The 20,403-nt window shown below is 40.5% G+C and carries 19 protein-coding genes; 16 read left to right on the top strand and 3 right to left on the bottom strand.

Features of this window, described 5'->3' with window-relative positions; genetic code table 11:
* Positions 1 to 32: 32 nt before the first annotated feature.
* The 5 genes from L1D22_RS00345 to L1D22_RS00325 are packed head-to-tail and all read left to right on the top strand — an operon-like array spanning position 33 to position 5,574.
* Complete coding sequence (locus L1D22_RS00345) at positions 33 to 1,259, top strand: site-specific integrase (RefSeq protein ID WP_239828326.1); 1,227 nt, start codon at positions 33 to 35, stop codon at positions 1,257 to 1,259.
* On the top strand, positions 1,256 to 2,692 hold the full coding sequence (locus tag L1D22_RS00340) for a hypothetical protein (protein ID WP_239828325.1): 1,437 nt from the start codon (positions 1,256 to 1,258) through the stop codon (positions 2,690 to 2,692). Before L1D22_RS00345 ends, L1D22_RS00340 begins: the two co-directional genes overlap by 4 nt.
* Positions 2,682 to 3,002 (top strand): hypothetical protein, encoded by a 321-nt coding sequence (locus tag L1D22_RS00335; protein ID WP_239828324.1) that lies wholly within the window; start codon positions 2,682 to 2,684, stop codon positions 3,000 to 3,002. Before L1D22_RS00340 ends, L1D22_RS00335 begins: the two co-directional genes overlap by 11 nt.
* Before the next feature lie 2 nt (positions 3,003 to 3,004).
* Positions 3,005 to 5,167, top strand: coding sequence for a site-specific integrase (locus L1D22_RS00330; protein WP_239828323.1), 2,163 nt, complete (start codon positions 3,005 to 3,007; stop codon positions 5,165 to 5,167).
* Positions 5,167 to 5,574, top strand: coding sequence for a hypothetical protein (locus tag L1D22_RS00325; protein ID WP_239828322.1), 408 nt, complete (start codon positions 5,167 to 5,169; stop codon positions 5,572 to 5,574). Before L1D22_RS00330 ends, L1D22_RS00325 begins: the two co-directional genes overlap by 1 nt.
* 387 nt (positions 5,575 to 5,961) lie before the next feature.
* On the opposite strand, the gene L1D22_RS00320 is transcribed toward L1D22_RS00325, so the two are convergent.
* Positions 5,962 to 6,201 (bottom strand): helix-turn-helix transcriptional regulator, encoded by a 240-nt coding sequence (locus L1D22_RS00320; RefSeq protein WP_239828604.1) that lies wholly within the window; start codon positions 6,199 to 6,201, stop codon positions 5,962 to 5,964.
* A 15-nt stretch (positions 6,202 to 6,216) separates the two neighbouring features.
* The gene (locus L1D22_RS00315) at positions 6,217 to 6,744 is read right to left on the bottom strand and encodes a DUF2975 domain-containing protein (protein WP_239828321.1); all 528 of its coding nucleotides are present in this window, start codon (positions 6,742 to 6,744) and stop codon (positions 6,217 to 6,219) included.
* 231 nt (positions 6,745 to 6,975) lie between these two features.
* On the opposite strand from L1D22_RS00315, the gene L1D22_RS00310 reads away from it, so the two are divergent.
* From L1D22_RS00310 to L1D22_RS00275, 8 genes are all read left to right on the top strand, one after another.
* Positions 6,976 to 9,000 (top strand): M13 family metallopeptidase, encoded by a 2,025-nt coding sequence (locus L1D22_RS00310; protein ID WP_239828320.1) that lies wholly within the window; start codon positions 6,976 to 6,978, stop codon positions 8,998 to 9,000.
* A gap of 685 nt (positions 9,001 to 9,685) precedes the next feature.
* Positions 9,686 to 10,246 (top strand): porin family protein, encoded by a 561-nt coding sequence (locus L1D22_RS00305; protein ID WP_239828319.1) that lies wholly within the window; start codon positions 9,686 to 9,688, stop codon positions 10,244 to 10,246.
* Between the two features lie 201 nt (positions 10,247 to 10,447).
* The gene (locus L1D22_RS00300) at positions 10,448 to 10,762 is read left to right on the top strand and encodes a hypothetical protein (protein WP_239828318.1); all 315 of its coding nucleotides are present in this window, start codon (positions 10,448 to 10,450) and stop codon (positions 10,760 to 10,762) included.
* 55 nt (positions 10,763 to 10,817) lie between these two features.
* Positions 10,818 to 11,240 carry a hypothetical protein gene (locus L1D22_RS00295; protein ID WP_239828317.1) on the top strand — a complete coding sequence of 141 codons (423 nt, stop codon included), beginning with the start codon at positions 10,818 to 10,820 and terminating at the stop codon, positions 11,238 to 11,240.
* 37 nt (positions 11,241 to 11,277) lie between these two features.
* Positions 11,278 to 11,541 carry a hypothetical protein gene (locus tag L1D22_RS00290; RefSeq protein WP_239828316.1) on the top strand — a complete coding sequence of 88 codons (264 nt, stop codon included), beginning with the start codon at positions 11,278 to 11,280 and terminating at the stop codon, positions 11,539 to 11,541.
* A 105-nt stretch (positions 11,542 to 11,646) separates the two neighbouring features.
* Positions 11,647 to 12,615 carry a hypothetical protein gene (locus L1D22_RS00285; protein ID WP_239828315.1) on the top strand — a complete coding sequence of 323 codons (969 nt, stop codon included), beginning with the start codon at positions 11,647 to 11,649 and terminating at the stop codon, positions 12,613 to 12,615.
* Between the two features lie 645 nt (positions 12,616 to 13,260).
* Positions 13,261 to 13,713 (top strand): septal ring lytic transglycosylase RlpA family protein, encoded by a 453-nt coding sequence (locus L1D22_RS00280; protein ID WP_239828314.1) that lies wholly within the window; start codon positions 13,261 to 13,263, stop codon positions 13,711 to 13,713.
* Positions 13,714 to 13,869: 156 nt separating this feature from the next.
* Positions 13,870 to 14,883 carry a manganese-dependent inorganic pyrophosphatase gene (locus L1D22_RS00275; RefSeq protein WP_239828313.1) on the top strand — a complete coding sequence of 338 codons (1,014 nt, stop codon included), beginning with the start codon at positions 13,870 to 13,872 and terminating at the stop codon, positions 14,881 to 14,883.
* Positions 14,884 to 15,044: 161 nt separating this feature from the next.
* Here L1D22_RS00275 and L1D22_RS00270 read toward each other — a convergent pair whose 3' ends face one another.
* The gene (locus L1D22_RS00270; RefSeq protein WP_123310035.1) at positions 15,045 to 16,343 is read right to left on the bottom strand and encodes an MFS transporter; all 1,299 of its coding nucleotides are present in this window, start codon (positions 16,341 to 16,343) and stop codon (positions 15,045 to 15,047) included.
* Between the two features lie 633 nt (positions 16,344 to 16,976).
* Between L1D22_RS00270 and L1D22_RS00265 the strand changes: the two genes are divergently transcribed.
* Genes L1D22_RS00265 through L1D22_RS00255 form a run of 3 tightly spaced genes read left to right on the top strand, consistent with a single transcriptional unit; the run spans position 16,977 to position 20,369 of the window.
* Positions 16,977 to 18,188, top strand: coding sequence for a PfkB family carbohydrate kinase (locus L1D22_RS00265; RefSeq protein ID WP_239828312.1), 1,212 nt, complete (start codon positions 16,977 to 16,979; stop codon positions 18,186 to 18,188).
* A 3-nt stretch (positions 18,189 to 18,191) separates the two neighbouring features.
* Positions 18,192 to 19,136 (top strand): nucleoside hydrolase, encoded by a 945-nt coding sequence (locus L1D22_RS00260; protein WP_239828311.1) that lies wholly within the window; start codon positions 18,192 to 18,194, stop codon positions 19,134 to 19,136.
* 15 nt (positions 19,137 to 19,151) lie between these two features.
* A complete protein-coding gene (locus L1D22_RS00255; protein ID WP_239828310.1) occupies positions 19,152 to 20,369 on the top strand; it encodes a NupC/NupG family nucleoside CNT transporter in 1,218 nt (405 codons plus the stop codon).
* Positions 20,370 to 20,403 lie beyond the last annotated feature (34 nt).

The raw sequence follows: 20,403 nt of genomic DNA, 5'->3' as shown, positions 1-20,403 counted from the left end.
TTTTTATTTGATTTATTTAGATTGGGCGCTGTATGGAACATTTTTACCACCTTGTAGCAACAAGTCGATCCATAGAAATTGGTGACATTGAGTTAGGTGATCCACCAGATTCATCAGACTTCACCGTGAGTAAACCCATGCGCTTTGATGGCGTTAATCTGTTGTTTTCCTCTAGCGGTGAGCCAGAGTTCTATGCCAATGCGTTTATTATGAGCCGCCGCATTGTAGAAGGAGTTAAAGATACGGAGCCAACTTCGTATGCTTTGCTTCGCTTTTTTCGTTATTTAGGAAAGAACAATCTCAATTGGAATGATGAGAATGAAGAACTTGAGCGTTACGCCATTTATCTCTTCAGAAATTATTTAGACAAACAGATTGCTAAAGGAAACATGCGTCGAAGTGTCGGGGCATCGACCTTATCTGTAATCCGAAGATTCTATGTGTTTTGCTACCGTCATGGTTATGTGGAGAAGTTGCCGTTTGAGGTGCATGGTCACAATAAGTACGGTCAAATGCTGACGGACATTACCATCAAAAGTCCGAAGCAAGAAACCGAACTCACCCCAATGAATGACTTGGATATAAGGCACATTCGAGACAATTGGAATCGAGCGGGGATTTCTGGTGAGTTTCGACTGTTGGTAGCGACTGTGATTAATTCTGGTCTAAGAGCGATTGAGGTCGCTGACATAAAGCCTCGCCATTTTAAAGTACCCAAAGGTTTTAAGGGCAAAACCTACACCGATATCAAGATTGGCCCTTCTCATGGCTGCCACACCAAATACAGCAAGAACCGCACAATTTCGATGCCCGTTTGGTTAATGGAGCAAGTCACTCAATATTGCGAGAGTGAGCGGTACAAGGAGCGTAAACGACTCTACTTTTTCAATACAGATGATGAAGATGCACCTGTATTTATTACAAAGGAAGGGAATCGATTTAAAGAAAAGGAGCAACGATCAAATTCCATTGATACGCTATGGGGGCGGTTAAGAAATGCAATTAAGGAAAACAGCAACCCTCACTTCGACCACGATTTCCATGATACAAGAGCGACTTATGCGGCTAATAAGCTCGACCTGTTGCTCAATATACGTGACTTGAGCACGACACAGGCGCTGAAACTACTGAAAGATGAACTTGGACACAAGGACTTATCTGTGACCATGCGTTATTTAACGCATTGGGAAGGCAATCCAACCAAGAACCAAGTGCCTGAGTTAATGATGGCGTTATTGGAAGAGGAACGCATCATATGACGGAGAACTTCGACTCAGATAAGCCTGATAACGTTCGTACCTATCGCTCTATTCCGACCGATGAAATGCAATCAGAAAACCCACTATCCAAGGTTCATCAATGGAAATATATTTGGGTGTCTGGTCTTGGGACTAACCGTACATGTAACTTCAAAAAGTGGTTGCAATATAGTACCAAGGAACATGTTGCTCTGCTGATTTCCAAGCTTGAACAATCAGGTTGGTCAGAGGCGAGTAAAGTCCAAAATTTTAAGTATATTGATAACATTCTAAAGCATAATTTTACTAGTCAACCTCAAAAGCGTAAGTCTAAGGTCGAGTTCTCACCAGAATCGTGTATGAACTATATTCAGGCTGCATGGCTATCTCAGCAAACAACAGGTGTTGGACTGCATGGTAAGCCGATAAAAGCCAAGACGTTGGGGTGGATGGCTTCTAACTTCAATTCAATCCTAAAGAAGTTTGGTTTTGGACAGATACCTAAAGCAACTCGCAACCTAGATACCGCGAGTTCATCGTTAGACTCCAATAACTACACCAAGAAAGAGTTAAAGCGTATCGCTCGTGCGCTGTTGTCAGATAGAAAATTACTCTACAAAGAGTATTTAGATAAGACCAGCAGCGAATATAAGCGTGAAATTGAATTCAATCGTCTGATATGCAATCCGGTGTTCCTCTATCTGTATTACACCGCTGCAGGACAAGCAGAGGCGCTGAACACTTTTGTGGCGGAAGACAGTTGGAGTGTCGATAGGGCAGGTGGCAACCGAATCTCGGTAAAAGGCTTGAAAACCCGTGGCTACAAAGAAGAACCTCGTACCTTTACACCAAGAGCGGTGTCAAAAACCTTTTTTGAAGAACACTTCGAATTGTCGAAGCTTAATGCTGTCGATTTGGGGTTAGATAAGCATTATCTCTTTAGACGGCGAAATGGTAATAAGCCAACGAATATGAATCTCCATACCTACATTGTAGGTCTAATGACACGCTCGGTTTTACTGCAAACAATAAAAGCAGCAAATCCAGTTTTTTCTTTAAACTGCGCACGCTTGAAGTCATCCGTTAAACAGTACGCCGAAGAAAAGATGGGGCGACAAGGCGCGATGGAGAGCAATCGCAATTCATGTGAAAGTACATGGAATAATTCAGACTACAGTAAGAACTCAAAAGCCGTAGCACATCGTGAATTGGCTTTTGGAGCTGCCACACTCTTTGCGTTGGGCAGTAACCCAACTGGAGGGGTTACTGCCGCGATAGCAACCACGAAGGCACAACATTGTGAGGTTTTGTCTAGTGAAGAAGCCGATGCGCTTAGAGTATCTTCTCACGTGCCCGTGGACGACATTGCTAACGGAGGGGTATGTAAAGGTGAAGATGTGCCGCAAAAGCGTGAGTTTCAAAAAAAGCAATCTAGAAACGGGATTGTTAGATGATGACGATGTGAAAAATATCGCTTGTGGCTATGTCATCAAATGCTTTATGTGCCGAAATTTTGCTGTCGTTGATGAGGTTCATGATATTTGGCGTTTGCTGTCGTTTGAGTTTCGTCTCAATGAGGCGGTAGCCGCCCATAAAAGCCTTGACCACTTCATCAAGAATTTCAGCGAGGTGAAGTCAGCGATTCGAGACATAAAAAAACGCTTCAAGAAAAGAAACCTCAAGGCAGCGGAAAAATACCTAGAGCGTCAAGGTTGCCATCCTCTTTGGGATGACGATTCTATTCAAGATATTTTTAAGGGGTAAGCATGTACAGTATTAGTCATGACCACGCACTGTTTGAAAAATACGCTTTGGCAGTTGACGAAGCTTACCTTATGCCGACTGTAAGAACTGTAGTCAGCGTAAAGCGAGATGGCAGTCCTGCTTCTTACTTTGAAGATGATGCTTGGGATTTTAACGACCTGTTCAACACCAAGAATGAGAAGAAATCGAACTACACCTTAACGTTCCAAGTCAAGAAACATAACCCCAAACTGCTTTTAGAGTTTAAGCAACGAATGTATTGGTTGATATGGGGCGGCAAAGAAACCTTGCTGAGTATGGAGGGTAAAACCTTCAGGAAGATTGAGCAGGTTAAAAACATACAGAGTTATATCGATGTATTACTGAGAGTGTTTGCTAATACTGCCATCAACGTTTTTTCTTATATTTCAAGTGAGATTGTCTTTTCGCAAATCAAAGAGTCACTACGTGGAGGGAGTGAAGAGGTTATTTCTAGGAGACTGAATGCTCTCAGTGTACTCGCTCAAGTTAATCCATATTTCCCAGAGAGCGCTAGATTTCACATTCCCTACCAAGAGGGTGAGAATGCAAGCAAAGTTGCCAAGAAATATGCCGCTCATGGTAAAGGGCATTATCCTACGGTAATCCCCGTTATTTATGAGCAATACCTTTCTCGTTTAATTCAAGATGTGGAGTCTGCTTACCGAGACTTTTTGGGCGGTCGAGACCTCGAATCGGAAGTCGAGGCGGAGTATCGCACATTACAGACTGAGCATGATATCGAACAAGAAATCGAAACACTGTATCAGGAACTCATTGTCGATATTGAGGTTGAGGAAAAAGCAAAAAGCAGCGGCATTTCCCCTCAAGAGGTACTTGATGACTATCGAGATAAAGCCAAGGACGAAGTTGAGTCTATCTATCGCAGTAAAGCTCATAGAGGCGTTATTGATGCCTATAAGAAAGATAATGTTTTATTGGACGTTAAAGCGTATGCCCAATCAAAAGGGGTGACTGAGAAGCAAGCCATTGATGCTTTTGGGATGATTGAAGGAGCGTGTTTTGGCGCTTGTTCAGCATTCACAGGAATGAGGATTAGTGAATTAACTCAGATTGATGGTGACTCATACAAAGAGGTTGATATTGATGGCGTAAAGCTTTGCACAATGCGTTCGTGGACGAATAAGTTGGAAAAGCTAAGTCGTGAAGATGCATGGGCGTGTGCGCCAATTTGTGAGAAGGCGTTATTAATATTAACGGTACTCAATGATAAATATTGTTCTGTTTCAGGTGATACCCACCTCACGCCACGTTTTTCGTTCAAAGGTGAAGGAAAGGGATGGACAGGGGATACTATTCATCGTCAGTTAAAAGATGCTCAACTCCATACTACGAATTTACGCAAAATTTTCTACGATTACAGTCTTCATATCGATATTCGCTACCTTCCAGAAGAAATGGATGAGGTTTTTAACCTGCTAAACCCCATCGTCCACGAGAAGCTTAGCCCAATAAAGGAAAATGAGCGTGGAGAACTGTATTGGCGCTTTAATACTCACTCTTTAAGACGTACATTTGCTCATTTTGTTGTTGGTCATGGGCTAGTGTCATTAGCCTCGTTGAAGCATCAATTTAAGCATATACACCTTGCGATGACAGCCATTTATGCGAGTCATTCTGAGCTTCTAACGTTACTAGGGATTCAAAATCCAGGCAAAATTAAAGAGAAAATCCAAGAGCAAGAAATAGAGTCTCACGCTGAGTACCTTAAGGACATGATTGAGCATCCAGAAGAGCAATCAGGTGGCTTCATGAAGTTCATGAGTGGAGAGCCTATGGTGGTTGGTGATGCTAGGTTTAATCAGTTGGTTGAAGACACGAAAGGTGCAAACAAATCGACAGGATTTGGCACTTGTTTTTCTGGTGAGCTATGTAGCATGGGGCATTTGTTTGAGCCTTCTAAATGCGTAGGCAGGGACTGTGAGAACCTGAATGTAAACAAGGGTGAAGCTGAAAACTGGGTTGTAAGGCGAGAGAGATGTATTGAAAAAATTGAAAAAATGAAAGAAATGGGAATGTTCAACCGCAGCTCACTTGCTACGCAACTAAGTGATATAAGGACTGCGGAAAAAGTGATGGCTGACCATAACATTCAATTTGAAAAATATCGAGTAGAGGCTCTGTAATGGCGACGGTGGCAACAAAGCTAGATAATGCGTTTAAGGCTCTTTTGAAAGAGGGTAAGAAAATCAGTCCTTATGCTGTTGAAAGGCGAGCAGGAGTTTCTAATGGGTCATTGAAGAATCATATTGTTCTGCTTGAAAAGGTGTTAGCAGAGAAAGAGAAGTATACCACTGACCCAACCAATGTGGGGGTTGTAAAGGCTAAAGCTAACAAAGCTAAGGCAAAGGTTTCAAAGGATAAGTACCAAGAAGTTTTGGATAAAAACGAAAAACTTCGAGCTGAGAATGAGCAGTTCAAAGGTGAACTGAAGGTAATGGTAGATAAAGTCGCTCAGATGACTTGGGAGTTGCATCGCTACAAAACCAAAACACGCAAAGACTCAACAAACGTACATAATTTGAAAGCATAAGTTGAAGAACGATTAATAGGCGTGTTGGCGGGGCATGTAACACGGAATTGCCCCATTCTATGCCAGCGTCAATTGTGTCGGTGAACAACACATATAACGATAGCTGTCTTGCGGTAGCAGCGACACCGACTTTCTCTGCTAACTTAAGCGCTTCGGCTTTAATTCAGGAGCATGTTTGATTCGTGTTTTCTTAGTTGTCATTATCCACCTCGTTAGTGATTGTACTCACTTAACTTAGTGTCCAAAACTTCTGGTGCGGATCACAGAAACTGTGAACCTGTTGGTGACGTTCACCTAAATCCAGAAAGAGAAACTGCTTAATGAGCAAGCAAATGATGACAACTACCTTGAGAAACGCCGGTTTGACCAAGATGTGCGAGTTGTATATCAATCGTTAATATACTTTTCTTGATGATTAGGGGTATCTTCAACAAACTCAAGCAAATCTCCCGGTTGGCAGTTTAGGTGTCGACATAACGCGTCTAAAGTCGAAAGTTTGAGTGCTTTGGCCTTGCCATTTTTCAATACAGACAGGTTTTGTTCGGTAATTCCAATCAAAGATGCTAATTCTTTAGAACGCATCTTTCTTTTAGCTAACATGACATCGATATTAAAAATGATCATTATTCTTGCGCCACGTGTTTAAATTGTAAGTTTATTTTCTTCATTAATTATTGCTGCCATTCGCATAACTCGACTGATGCATATTACAATAACACCAATAAAAAAGTTAGTGATATCAGAATCAGTAAAGCTAACCGAATATTCCCAGAGACCTTGAGAGTAAGTCAGTACAAAGGACAACCCGATGTCAGAAACTAAAGTTACGAAGGGGCTTATTAACAGCAGCAGACCCACCCTTTTGATTAACTGTGCATTATAAGCTTCGAAAATTATACTCCTAGAGTAGCACTTAAATAATTTGCTTAATGTTATGAAAATCAACATAAATTGTATAACTGGAAACATTGCGGGAATACTACCTAAAAGTGAGCGTTCGAGCCCTATGGGTGTCTCTATAACCACGGGGAATGATGCATCAATCCATTCAGGAGATAGCACTGTTGCTAAGAACCACAGCACTATACTTATTAATCCGCTTAGTGCAGCAATAACGAGTGCGACAACTTGAATTGTCTTAGACAGTTTCTCTATAGATATTTTCTTCATTACACAACCAACCTGTTACACCTTAAAAGCAATCCGCAGCCAAGAATATACGCCTATGCAGGAAGCAACTCAAGAAAAATAAATAGTAACCTCAAAGTGATAAGAAGTTATTGTATTGCGATAAGTTAAAGAGTAGCATAAATGAATGCTTACCCTAAGCACTTATGATTTCAGGGAGAGTCATATTTGTACTAAACTTTATTTAAGGCCTACTGTTTCTAAGAGTAAACTATGAAGTATTTGTTAACATCATTGATACTAACGTTATCGATAACTAATTTTAACTTACTAGCAAAAGAAGTTTCGTACGGAAACAACACAATCGTATTAAGTGAAACTATCAAGCCCGGAGATGACTTTAACCAGTATGTTAACCAGAATTGGATTCACCACACTAAAATACCTGCGGGTTATCCATTCCGGAATGCGTTTGTGGATGTTCACCTCCGAACACAATCACAATTGAAAAGTATTATTTCGCAACTAATTGTCACGGATAGTTCAGAACTCACTCTCGAAGAACATAACATCATAAAGTTGTACGAGAGTTATTTAGATACTCACAGTATTGATAATTTAGGATTAGAACCAATAAAAAAAACGCTTATCAATATTGAAACTATTTCTACAAAAAATGAAGTGGCAGCTTTTATGGCGAAATCGAACGTTGGATCGTTTGTAGATTTGTTGGTCTCTCAAGACGAAAAAGAGCCGACTATTAATCGACTTCATATGACTCAAGGTGGACTTACAATGCCTCGAGCATTTTATCTTGAAGAAGGTGAAGAAATGGATGTCGTACGTAACTCATATGCATCATATATAACTACTATTTTTCAACATCTTGGGTATCAAGATGCTTTAGAGAGAGCGCTAAAAGTGTTTGCGCTTGAAACAAGGTTAGCGCAAGGTTATTGGTCAATCACAGAGATGCGAGATGTCGTCAAAACATACAGCCCAGTAACAAAAAAAGAATTGGCAGCTTTAGCTCCCGAGTTTCCTTGGGAAGTATTTCTTGAAGAACTTGGGGTAAAGAGTTCAGAAAATGAAAAAATCATCGTGATGGCAGACACCGCTCTTCAACACTTGTCCCAAGTATTTGATGAAAGTGACCTTGATGTATTGCGTGCATATTTAGAGTTCCATTACGTAGATTCATATGCTCGCTTTTTACCGAGTTTTTTTGCGGAAGCACATTTTAAGTTTCATAGCGGTGTACTTGCTGGTGTCAAAGTTGATAAGACGCGTGAAGAGAATGCACTTCGTTTGGTTGATGAACTCTACGGTGAGGAACTGGGGAAACTATATGTAAAGCAATATTTTTCAACTAAAAACAAATCAGCTATGCTCAGGTTAATTGAGCATCTTCAACTCGCATTCAAGAAGCGTTTTAATGAAAACTTGTGGATGGATGATGCAACTAAACTTGAAGCCATCGGAAAGATGTCAGACTTTACTGTGAAAGTTGGTTTTCCTGATCACTGGCATAAGAACAAGACAGCATTGTTTTCGAAAGATACACTTATCAGAAATGTCGAACAAATTCGTCAATTAAATATACAAAAACAAATTCAAAAAATCGGGCAACCGGTAATAAGTTGGGAGTGGGACATTTTACCTCAAACTGTCAATGCTTATTACACACCAACAGCGAATGAAATAGTCTTCCCTGCTGCAATTTTACAACCACCATTTTATTCAAACGATGTTGATATGGCATTCAATTTTGGGGCGATAGGTGCTGTTATTGGGCACGAAATTGGACATGGGTTTGACGATCAAGGCCGAATGTTTGATGGCAAAGGGATAATGCGTGACTGGTGGACTCGCTCTGCCAGTCAAAAATACCAAGTCAAAACCACACAATTGGTAGAACAATACAATAATTATGTATTTGATGGTTTATCCATTAATGGACGCTTAACCTTAGGTGAAAATATTGGTGATCTTGGCGGTCTGACCGTTTCGCTGGAAGCATATAAACAATACTGTCTTGAAAGTTACCCTAATGGAAAAGCTCCTATTATCAATGGAACCACGGGTATACAAAGATTTTTTATTGCATGGGCTCAGGTATGGCGCGAAAAAGCAACAACAGAGGCGATTCGCTCTCGTATTTTAAGTGACCCGCATGCCCCAAATCAATTTCGCGTTAATGGTATTGTGAGAAACATTGACGACTGGTACACGGCGTTTAATATCGATGAAAAAAGTAAACTGTACCTCAAACCGGAAGAAAGAGTGAAGATCTGGTAAATAAAAATGTTTGTGGAGATTATCTTGGTAAGTGAAGTGAGCTACTTAAGAGTATGTTATGTCAGGTGATTGGGAAGTTTTTCTGACATTAAGGTAATGAACTTTACCAAATAGGTTAAATACAGCTGTTAATCTACATATTGTTGTTCAACATTGGCCGGGCATAAATACCTAAGCGTACAACGCTTTTTTGTCCGGTTATTTTTTATCTCAATTCACCTTAAAGATCGAATTGCACATCACCTTGAATCAGTGTTGTAATTGTGTTGACGTAAAGTCAGGATTAAATAACTTTACCATAAATTATTTATATTAATACTAAACTCCAAATGGTCTATTGCCCTATAAAATTGAATTCTTACAGCTTGTCATTAATGAGAGCTATGTTTTCATTAATGTGGTTAATTTAAAGGCTCTCTGTAAATATTTATTAAATTCAATTGTTTACTAGATTTTTCATTAAGGTTTCTTCTGTAAACTTTCTCTTTGTAAGTGTTTTTTTAATTTTTATTGTTTTACGATAATTTATTATTGCAAATTTTCTATATTTATTTAGGATGTTGAATCTAAATATTATTGTTTATCAACCAGGTTATTCTTTGGATAGACTTGTAACTTTAATTTTTAGTTAGTGAAAATAATGAAATAACCTTATTTTAACCATTGTATTTATTTGGAATAAAAGATGAAGAAAGGAATAATATTATTTACTGCACTTATATCTGCAACAGTATCGGCAAATGACCAAGTAAGCAGAGATCAGTACTCTGGTTTACATGTTGAGCTACTAAAAACTGGTTATACAGCTAAGAGTGATTTAGAAAATGGGGTGACCTCTAACACTTTGTACGGCTGGGGTATTCAAGCTGGCTACGAGTTAAATGGTTATCACGATTTTGTCGCTTCTATTTCGAGGCAAGATGGCGATGTAAATCATGGTACAGAAGGCAACCTTAGAGTTGTTGGCAACGCATATAAACTTGCTTGGAATTCAGGTTACACGTTCGAATTATTGCCTGGCGTTCTATCGTTAAAGCCTTATGGAATTTTAGGATGGACTTGGTTAGATAGTTCAGAAAAAGGTGGAGACGAGGCATTTTCAAAAAAAGAAAATTCATACACTTACGGTTTAGGTCTTAAAGCTAATTTATTAGAAGATTATATCATTGGTGCCGATTGGACTCGCAACGAGTTCTATGGTTCAGACATGGATACGCTTTCATTGATGGTCGGTATCAAATTCTAACGTGGTCTGATTTTTAAACTAGCTCTCTAGAGCTTCGAGGTATTGAGAAAAAATGATAGACAACCCACAACAGAAAAAGCAAGCGGCCATGCATTCAATGGTAGTGCTAACGACAACTGCAACTTACTTTTGGTTCAGCTGGACGTCAGATAAGAAACCTAAAGGTAAATAACTATTCGAAATTTAATCCTTGGTGTCGCTATGATGTTGGCGCCTGTTTTGCTCCAAGCTGAGACTCTCGATAAATTAGCTCAAAAAGCAATGCAATTTAATTTTATTGGTGAAGCTACTATCAATAGCATGACCATTTTTAATAATTCTCATCTCTATATAATTGAAATGGATATTACCGTAACTGAGAACCTTGATACGCTGGCTGTTCAGCTTTTTAATTTTACCTGTGATGCACCTATATGGCGTGATTATCTTGAGCATGGTGGTGAGTTTGACTTTGAAATACACGATAAGCACGGTCAACTAGCTAAAGTACTTATCGGACAAGGTTCTTGCCTCTAATCATCTAGAAACCACAATAATTAAGGGAAATATCGTGAATTTGAAAACCACAATAATGACTACTTTATTAATATGTATATTACCTGGCTGTGCTGCCATTACACCAGCAGATTTCAAACCAGTAACCCACTCGTTCTCTTCTAACGTAAAACCGTTATACGAAACAATAATTGCTTGTTCTAACACTATATTTGATACGCCAATCACAACAGAATCGGAACTTTCTCATGACTGGACTCTTGCGTATAAATCAGAAGTGGGGAACAGCATTAGTAAACAAGAGCTATCGGTAGACGTTCATACTCGTCTAACTGGTAATCTCGTAAACCTGACGTTCACTAATCCAGTCCTACACAGCAAAACACTAGGTGATAGTTATCCCGCCACACAAGGTATCGTGAATAAGATTAACGATGATATTAACAAGCACGTAGAAGCACTAAAACTTTGTGTCAACGCGAGTGCTTCAATGGGTTAAGTCGCCGCATCTTGCTGTATTTTAAGGTAAGACAAACATGAAGAAGACAATTTTAATGGCAACTATTTCGATGGTGGTAACAACTCCTGCAATGGCACTTGATACTGTTCAAGGTCAAAATTGTTTCAAATACAACTTAACGACTCTTAATGGTGAGCGTACTTACTACCAAGGTACGTCTAGCCGTGATGGTTTCTTGGTTCAGCAGGGTAAGGGCACTGACTCTATTATCGCTGACCAAGCAGGCGCTACTGGTGCTGAAAATGTTGGCGTCGTTGCAGGTGTTGGCTACGAGTTCTAAAAGAATTCAGGTAATAAGTTCAGATAGCCTGCTTCAGGAAAGATGAGCTAATTCAAAGAGGGTACTTAGGTACTCTCTTTTTAATACGACATTTAGGGTTTTAGAGTGAAGAGATTATTAGTTGGTGTAGCGGTGGCTGCAGTGCTTGGCGGTTGCGGCTCAGGTTCTGATGATGTTGACGAGCTGTTTGAAAAAGTTAAGAGCAAGATTGACGAGGTTGAAGATGTTTATCACGGTGCGAAAGAGTGTGCCGAGATTGATTACAAGCTGAAGTATGACGCTGAAGATAACACGTGTTACGAGGATGATGATAAGAGCAAGGTTGTCAAGTCGCTCGATGAGGATGATGCAGCAGACTCCTCAGTTACTGAAGTAACGTCATATCAGGTTGTAAACCGTAACGAACCGCAACGCTTTGGTGAGTTCTTAGATCTGGCAGCTGCTTCAGGCGTGCCAATGGATTTTGTTGAAGATGCGTGTAAAGACACATTCAATCCTGATGAGCTTGCGTATGAAGAGGTAAGGTTCAAGTGCTTCATCGGTAAGACCGACACGTTCGAGGATAAGGCGATCATACTTGGTGTTAGCACTGACGAATACAGGATGGATAGTGGACATAAAGCCGATTACGCTCATTACTTCGTGTCTATGTACAATCTGACTGACCATTACGTTAACTTCTCTTTGATTGAAGAGTTTAAGCTCCGCAAGGACTCGTCAGTATTCAATTATGACACTTTTGCGATGAAAGATAACCGTATCGTAGAGACACAGGGGGCAACGTTCTCTGATTTGAATGTGCCAACTGAAGTGACGACGGTGTTTACGCTGTCTTCGGACGAACGCATGGCGACATTACGTTCTGACTGGTATCTGAGGTTGGATGGCAATGCAGATAGTATTGAGTTGGCTATGATGGACGGTTCAGGTGTGTTTGACCGTGTTGCTTTAGACCAAGTCGTTAAGATGAAGGTGCATGTTGATGGTGAAGAGCAAGGTACTCCGTTCTTATTGTTCCATCAATCTGTTAAAGATGTGCTTCCGTTGTTCCAATCTACGTGGTTGTACCAGTAATGATTGTCGTGGGTAAGGGAATTTGGTCAACCACATGTGGCTAGGTCGTGTGGTTGTAATAATAGAACTAATTCGAAAAGCGAAAATGCTTTATGGGTCGTAACTCACAATTGTCCAATAATGAGTTTCGTTGCCAGTCGCTCCTTGTGTGATCACCAAGCGATTCTGTCGTATCTCGCGACAGAACTTGAAACTCACGGAATGCCTTCCCAATAGAGATTTCCCAACGGAAAAACTTAGATAAACTGTTAAACAGAATTACAAAATAAACCGATCTAATTTTTTCCGTTTGTGAGTAAGAAAAATGCAAGAAGTTAGATTTAGGAGGGAAAAGTTAGATATTTTGTGTGTAGCCCTTGTGCGTAAAGGGATTCCTAACTTTTTTATCTAACTTTATGTTAAGGGTATTTTTTTTTGTATTTGGATGTTTGGCTGGGTGACATATTTGCATGAAGTGGTCAAGATTTAGACAGCTTTAAGGCGTTGTTAAAGTTGACGTTTTGAAGATAAAACCTTTCATGAATATGACGGAATAAAGCGTTGTTCATGAAAATATTACGACATCATACCGAATGGTAGCCTTGGCTGAGCCGTGACTATACTCAGCATTATATTGCTAACCAATAACAACGAAAATAGAGAAACATGCAGAGATTAGCGCACCCACATCAGATGAAGAAATTACATATTATCTTTACCGCTTTTGTTCTTATGATATTAGCTGGGTGCACCTCAACGTCGGCTGTCGGTAGTTCTAAAACAAAGGATTATGCCAAGTCACATGCTCTTGCTGGTAAAGCTTCTTGGTATGGCGATAAGTTCCATGGAAGGCTCACAGCAAGTGGTGAGACGTATAATATGAATGCGAATACTGCGGCTCATAAAACCTTACCCTTCGGTACTATCGTGAGAGTGACGAACATTGACAATAACAAGTCTGTTGATGTGAAAATTAACGATCGAGGCCCTTACGTAAAAGGCCGAGTTATTGATCTTTCTCATAAGGCATTTGCCAACATCGGCAATGTTAAACAAGGCACCGTGCCTGTAAAAATCGAGATTGTTGATGGCAGCAATACCTTTAGGTACAAGCATTAATTGCCTCTAAGCCTGAGCTGTTTTGTGAAACCTAACGAGATCTAAATTACATTTCGTTACTCATTGAAGTAAATCTGAAACATCGCTGAAACGGCTCTGAAATTTTTGATGGCTAGCTTATGGGGTTCTAAAACGAATCCAAATAAGGAAATACCCGTGAATCTAACCCCTGTCGTTGCTGCCGTAATTATGTCTTTCAGTTCAGCAAGTTTTGCTTTTAGCCTGCAACAATCTGCCAATGAAAACAGTGAAGATCTCGTATGGACAGGGCACCTTAGCCCAGATAGCGACACAGTAATGTCTGCGATGCTCGCGGCTCATATTTATGGTGGTACGGCGACAGTGCCTGAGCCTATCAACCCTGAATCGATGTTTATCTTGAACTACTGTAATGCAGAATCTCCACGTGTAGAGACAGATTACTCTTCATACCGAGTGGGGTTGGTGGACTTCAACCAAGTGACTCAATTAGCGCCAACCATTGACCAAGCATCTATTGTGGCTGTTGTAGACCATCATGCGATTGGTGGCTCTCCAATTAACACACCACAGATTGTCGAGATGGATATTCGAGGTTGGGGTTCAGCTGCCACTATTCTGGCTGATAACGCTGAAAAGCTCGATGTGACCTTACCTAAACACCTTGCTTGTGTTGGCTTAGGCGCGATTCTCTCTGATACCGTGGTATTCCAATCAGCAACCACGACAGAGCACGATCGTGAATACGCAGAGAAGTTGGCAAAGGTTGCAGGCATCTCAGATATCGAAGACTTCGGCCAACAAATGTTGATTGCTAAATCGGATCTTAGCCACCTTTCATCTGAAACCATTCTGACGCTGGACTACAAGAACTTTAAGTACGGTGGCAAACAGGTGGGAATCGGCGTTGCTGAAACAATAACCGCTCAACAACTGATTGACCGTAAAGACGAGCTTTTGGCTGCAATGAAAACTTACAAAGAAGAGAACGGCTTAGACCATCTGTTCTTCTCAATCACAGACACGAAGAACAAAGAAGCTAATTTACTGTGGGTGGATGAAAGCGATTATCAAGTCATCAAGTCGGCTTTCAACGCTGAACCAACCAACGACATGCTAACTTTGGAAGGCGTCACTTCTCGCAAGCGTCAGATTGGCCCTGCGGTTCAAAAGGCAATTGAGAACTTGTAGAGAGCAAGCCCCGTTACTTTATAAATAAGTAGTGAAGGGATTGGTAGAGATACCAATACTTTTTTTGTTTTGGGGTGTCTAAATTGGATTTGTCCAGAAGTATGCTAGCTCGGGCGTGCATGGTACACGAAATGCCCTATTCTTTGTTAACCAAAGCTTGATTAAATCTCCTTGAGTTTCAATGCAATGAGCAAGGCTGCGCAGCTACTTACTGAAAATAAGATGAGTACCGCCGTTATACTACACTGTGCAATGACCGCGCTGATTGCTCCGTATACCAGTAAAAGAATACCAATGACCGTATTACTCACTGACACATAGTCGGTTCTTTGGTTGCCGTCTGCCATGTCGATCAGATAAGTCTTCCGCCCTAAACGGACTCCTTGGTGTGTAATTGCGAGCAAAAAATAAATAAGAAGGTAAACAACTAAGATAGTCATCGAAGACAAAGCCGATTCGATTGTTACCTGGAATAGAGCCGTGCACAGAAAAATACAAATGGAGAGCGCCGCCGTTAACAAGATCACATGGCGACTGCTGCGATCCGCCAATAATCCCCAAAACCAACCACTGATCAAGTTGGCCATTCCCGTTAAGATCACAAACAGCAGAACGCCACCAAGGTCAGTGTGGGGGGTTGCCAGTAACACAATAAATGGAGCCGCTAGACCAGAACTCATTAACAGTGCTCGTACCATCACAAAGCGTTGAAATTGGTTATCGCTACGTAAAAGGTTAAGGTTCTTTAATGCTACTTTGAATCCGTTGCCTGCACCTTCAGTTGCGCCCTCATATTCAACAATTAATCCAAAACTTAAGGCGGCAAACACCCAGAATAGGCTGGCAATCACCATCATTGTGACCACAAAATTAATTGAACCATACTGAAAAGCCAGCATGCTGCCAGTCACCAGTAGGGTAATGATGCCCGATAGGCTAGCGCTTAGACCGCCTAACCGACCTCGTCGAGCTTTAGGAATCGTTTTTCCTAGTACATCTTTGTTGGCAATAGAGCAGAGTCCGCGGCTAAGCGAGAAAATAATCAGTAATACTATAATCGTCCAGCCAAGCCTAGCGCCGTTGAGCTGAAGCGCCGAGATAGCCATTAAAGCAACAGCAGCTCCCTGTAACAATGATCCGATGACATAAAATTGTTTTCGGTGCTGGAATTGACGAACGATTCCGCCCAACATTAGTTGCGGAATCAGAGAGCCAGATTCGCGAATGGGAACTAACAGAGCGGTGAAAAAAGCGGGTGCTCCGGCGGAGGCCAAGAGCCAAGGCAGCACGACTTTGCTGCTGGTGAATGAATCTGCCAGCTTGGTGCTTAGCTGAGCTATTAATATTTTAAAAAAATTACCAGGCACCTCACTGCAAGCTGAGTCAGAGATACCAGTGCATGGCCGAGTATCTTCTTCGTTTGAGAGTCGTTGATAGAGGGTTGTACTATTAAGTTTCATTTATGATCTCCTTAGAATACTTATACGGGTAGTAAGGGGCATAAGTTCATTTACACGCTCAAGTACAACGGCACAAATGCTTAAAATTGGTCACGCCCTAAATACTGTTCAAGGCAATGTCAGTTTCTTGAAAGGCAACATCTATGTAGAGTGATCTGATCCAGTGATTTTGTACACTCGCATGGGCGAGTTTGACATGTTTCAGTTAATTTTCTTTTTGCTAAATTAGCAATAGCTAAACTAGCAAAAACGTAACTCGGAAGTGGACAAAAGCTTGCTACACACATTTCTAAATTAGCTAATCTTAAATTAGCTAAGGTATGGCAAAGTCACAACTACACATTTTAGTGAACCAACATAAAGTGCCCTGTGAAAGTAACTCGACATCAATTCATACTACCTATTGACTCCTTTTAAGAAGACAGCTCCCCCTCCACCTTCGCCAAAACCGACCGTTTGCCTCGTCTCGCAAAAATAAGAGAAATCCCCCACCTGAAAGCGCCACCAGTCTTACACTGTACTTATAACCAGCAGTGTCGGACACTAAATGTCCGAACTATAGGTTAAACTGTGGACGATTATAGAGAAATTAGTTCGGCCTATAGTTAACATTATAAAAAGTGAGGAGATAGAATGAATAAGCATCAAAGAGTGAATTTAATTCGCCTTAACTTACTAAAAAATAAAAAGGTTTATGTTTCTGAGCTATCAGGGTCATTGAGTGTATCAGATCGAACAATAAGAAGAGACTTAAGAGAATTAGTAGAAAGCGGAATCGCAGAATTATTTTTTGGTGGCGCAAAACTCATCGAAATAAACGAACGTGAATCATTTAAAAATGCAGGAATAAAAAAGATTATGTCTACGTTATCAATAAAAAATAAGGGCGATGGGTTTACGCTTGACGGTCTCCCAAAGAGGTTGAGTAATGATGTTTATATTTTAGGTTCATTCAATATAGATATAGTTTCTGAAGTTGAGTCTTTTCCTAAAATTGGAGAAACGATTCACTCTTTATCCACTAATTTTTATGCTGGTGGAAAAGGATCCAACCAAGCAACAGCAGCAGCGAAAGTTAGTAATAATGTCCATTTCACTGTAAAAATTGGCGATGATGAATTTGGTGAAAAAGCTAAAAACTATCTAGCATCTACTGAAATTGATTCATTCACCATTCTAGATGACAACAAGCATCCTACTGGAAATGCCGTCATCATTGTCGAAAAAGGTAGTGGTGAGAATGTTATCACCATTGATTTAGGTGCTAACTTAAAAATCAGTAAAGAAGAGTTAACCAATGAGTTTTCACTAATTAATGATAGCAATGTTTTTCTTACGCAATTAGAAAATAATTTTGAAATAACTAAATTAGCTATTGAATACGCAAGTCGTAGTCCTGCTTTAGTTATGCTAAATCCTGCCCCTTATTCTGATGGCGTCAAGCAAATCATACACCTTGTCGACATCTTGACGCCTAACGAAACTGAAGCAGAAAGCTTAACTGGTATTGAGATTGAAGATTTGGACTCAGCGAAAATAGCAGCAGAGAAAATCTACAGCATGGGGGTCAAAGTGGTAATTCTTACGCTGGGTTCTAAAGGTTCCCTGTTATTTGATGGTAAAACGCATCAGTTCTTTGAACCGTTTAAGGCTGTTGTTACCGATACTAGTGGTGCTGGTGACTCGTTTAATGGGGCTCTTGCTGCGAATATCGCTCAAGGTAAAAGCCTTGAATACTCTATGAAATATGCTTCAGCCTTCGCATCATTGGCCGTAGAGCGAAAAGGGGCATCAAATATGCCAAATGCAGATCTTGTTGAAGCTCGACTTAATATAAAAGGATAAATCATGAACCAACCTCTATACCCGACATTGAGTTTCGCGGAACGAGCTAAGCTGTTAGACGTACCTTTAAGTACTAGCGTCCCTACCGTTATTGATAGCGATACATTCAATGAAATTGATGATCAATTTGCCATAGCGTGGGCTTTACTAAATAGCGAACGTATTGATCTTCAAGCTATCTATGCTGCCCCTTTTACTAATAGCATGTTCAACACAACACCCGAAGCAATTTCAGATGCAGAAACAGGAATGTCGCTTAGCTATAATGAGATCCATCGCGTGTTGGAGCGTATGGCTCTAAAAGTGAAACCTCAGGTCTTTAAGGGCTCGACTCGTTATGTCAAAGATTCAAATTCAGCTGAGATGTCGCCAGCAGTAATAGATCTTATCGAACGCGCAGAGAACTGTAAAACCGTATTACAAGTAGTTGTAATAGGCGCACCTACTAATATTGCAAATGCATTAATAGCAAAGCCAGACTTGATAAAAAAGATTCATATTGTCTGGTTAGGGGGCCATGCGTTTGATTGGAAGAACACTGAAGAATTTAATTTAATGCAAGACATAGACGCTAGTCGAACCTTATTAAACTCAGGTGTAGCTCTAACGCTCGTCCCTTGCATGGGGGTTGCAAATACCTTAGCTACGTCAGTGCCAGAATTGCAACACTACCTTTTGGGAACAAGTGAAATTGGTAATTACCTTGCAAGTGTAGCTCCCAACTGTCCATGGATAGGATTTGGTAATCGAAAAGTCATTTGGGATATCGCCGCAATCGGGTATGTCATTTCACCAAGTTGGTTCACTTCGACCATACAAGCCTCTCCCGTATTAAACGATAACCTAACATGGAGTTTTGACCTAGATCGCCACCCAATTAGAGTTATTAAATATATAGAGCGAGATGAACTGTTCGTTGATATGTTCGCGAAACTAATCAACGGCTAATGGAGGGGGGTTATTATGCAAACTATTATTATTCTTGTTGGTATCGTTGTTTTATTGGCTATTGCTGTACTTGCATCAACCAATCGAAAAAAAATCAAATTACGTATCGTTGGTGGGGCATTTTTACTTCAAGCATTAATTGCAGCATTCATTATGTTTGTACCAATGGGACAAGCAATCTTAGAGGGTATTGCTACAGGTGTCGCATCCGTAATGGGGTATTCTAATGAAGGGATCAACTTTCTATTTGGAGATCTAGGTCGCTTCAAAGTTGGCTTTATTTTTGCCTTTCATGTTTTACCAATTATTATTTTCTTTAGCTCATTAATGTCCGTTTTGTATTACTTAGGCATCATGCAAAGAGTCGTAAAGTATATTGGCATTGCAGTACAAAAGCTACTTGGTACCTCTCAAGCAGAGTCTACAGCTGCAGCCGCCAATATTTTTGTTGGCAACACAGATGTATTTATCATGATGAAGCCTTTCGCACCAAATATGACTAAATCAGAGTTATTTGCATTAATGGTGGGTGGTTTTGCATCTGTCGCAGGTGCAGTGTTAGTCGGGTATGCAGGTATGGGTGTTGATATAAAGTATCTCGTCGCTGCAGCTTTCATGTCTGCACCTGCAGGGTTGTTATTTGCCAAAATACTCTATCCAGAAACTGAAACACCGAAAGAAGTCGAACTCGACATTTACAAAAATGAAGAAAAGCCAATAAATCTAATTGAAGCGGCAACTTCTGGTGCATTCACTGGCTTACAGCTAGCTTCTGCTGTTGGTGTGATGCTCCTAGCTTTAATTTCCCTTATCGCAATGACAAATGGGATTCTAGGAGGGCTATCTTCACTTGTTGGGTTTGATGGACTTTCGTTAGAACTAATTTTTAGTTATATCTTTGCGCCATTTGCTTTCTTACTTGGTGTTCCTTCTAATGAAATCCTTGTTGCAGGTTCATTCTTAGGTCAAAAGCTTGTGCTGAACGAATTTGTGGCGTTCTTAAGCTTTGCTGAACTAAAGGAAGGACTTAGTGAGCATACGCAAGTTGTTATTACCATGGCACTAGCCGGTTTCGCCAACTTATCAGCACCTGCTGCGATGATTGGTGTCTTGGGTACGATTGTCCCAGAAAAAAAGAAATTTATAGCCTCAATGGGTACCAGAGTTATTCTCGGCGCAACGCTCGCCAACTTAATGAGTGCAGCGTTAACTGGACTGTATTTGTCACTATAAAAACTAACCACTGCCTATTTGGGCTCAATAGGTG

This window comes from Vibrio sp. Isolate34 (assembly GCF_022397915.1).
Taxonomy (GTDB): Bacteria; Pseudomonadota; Gammaproteobacteria; order Enterobacterales; family Vibrionaceae; genus Vibrio.
This window is presented reverse-complemented; position numbering and strand designations above follow the sequence as displayed.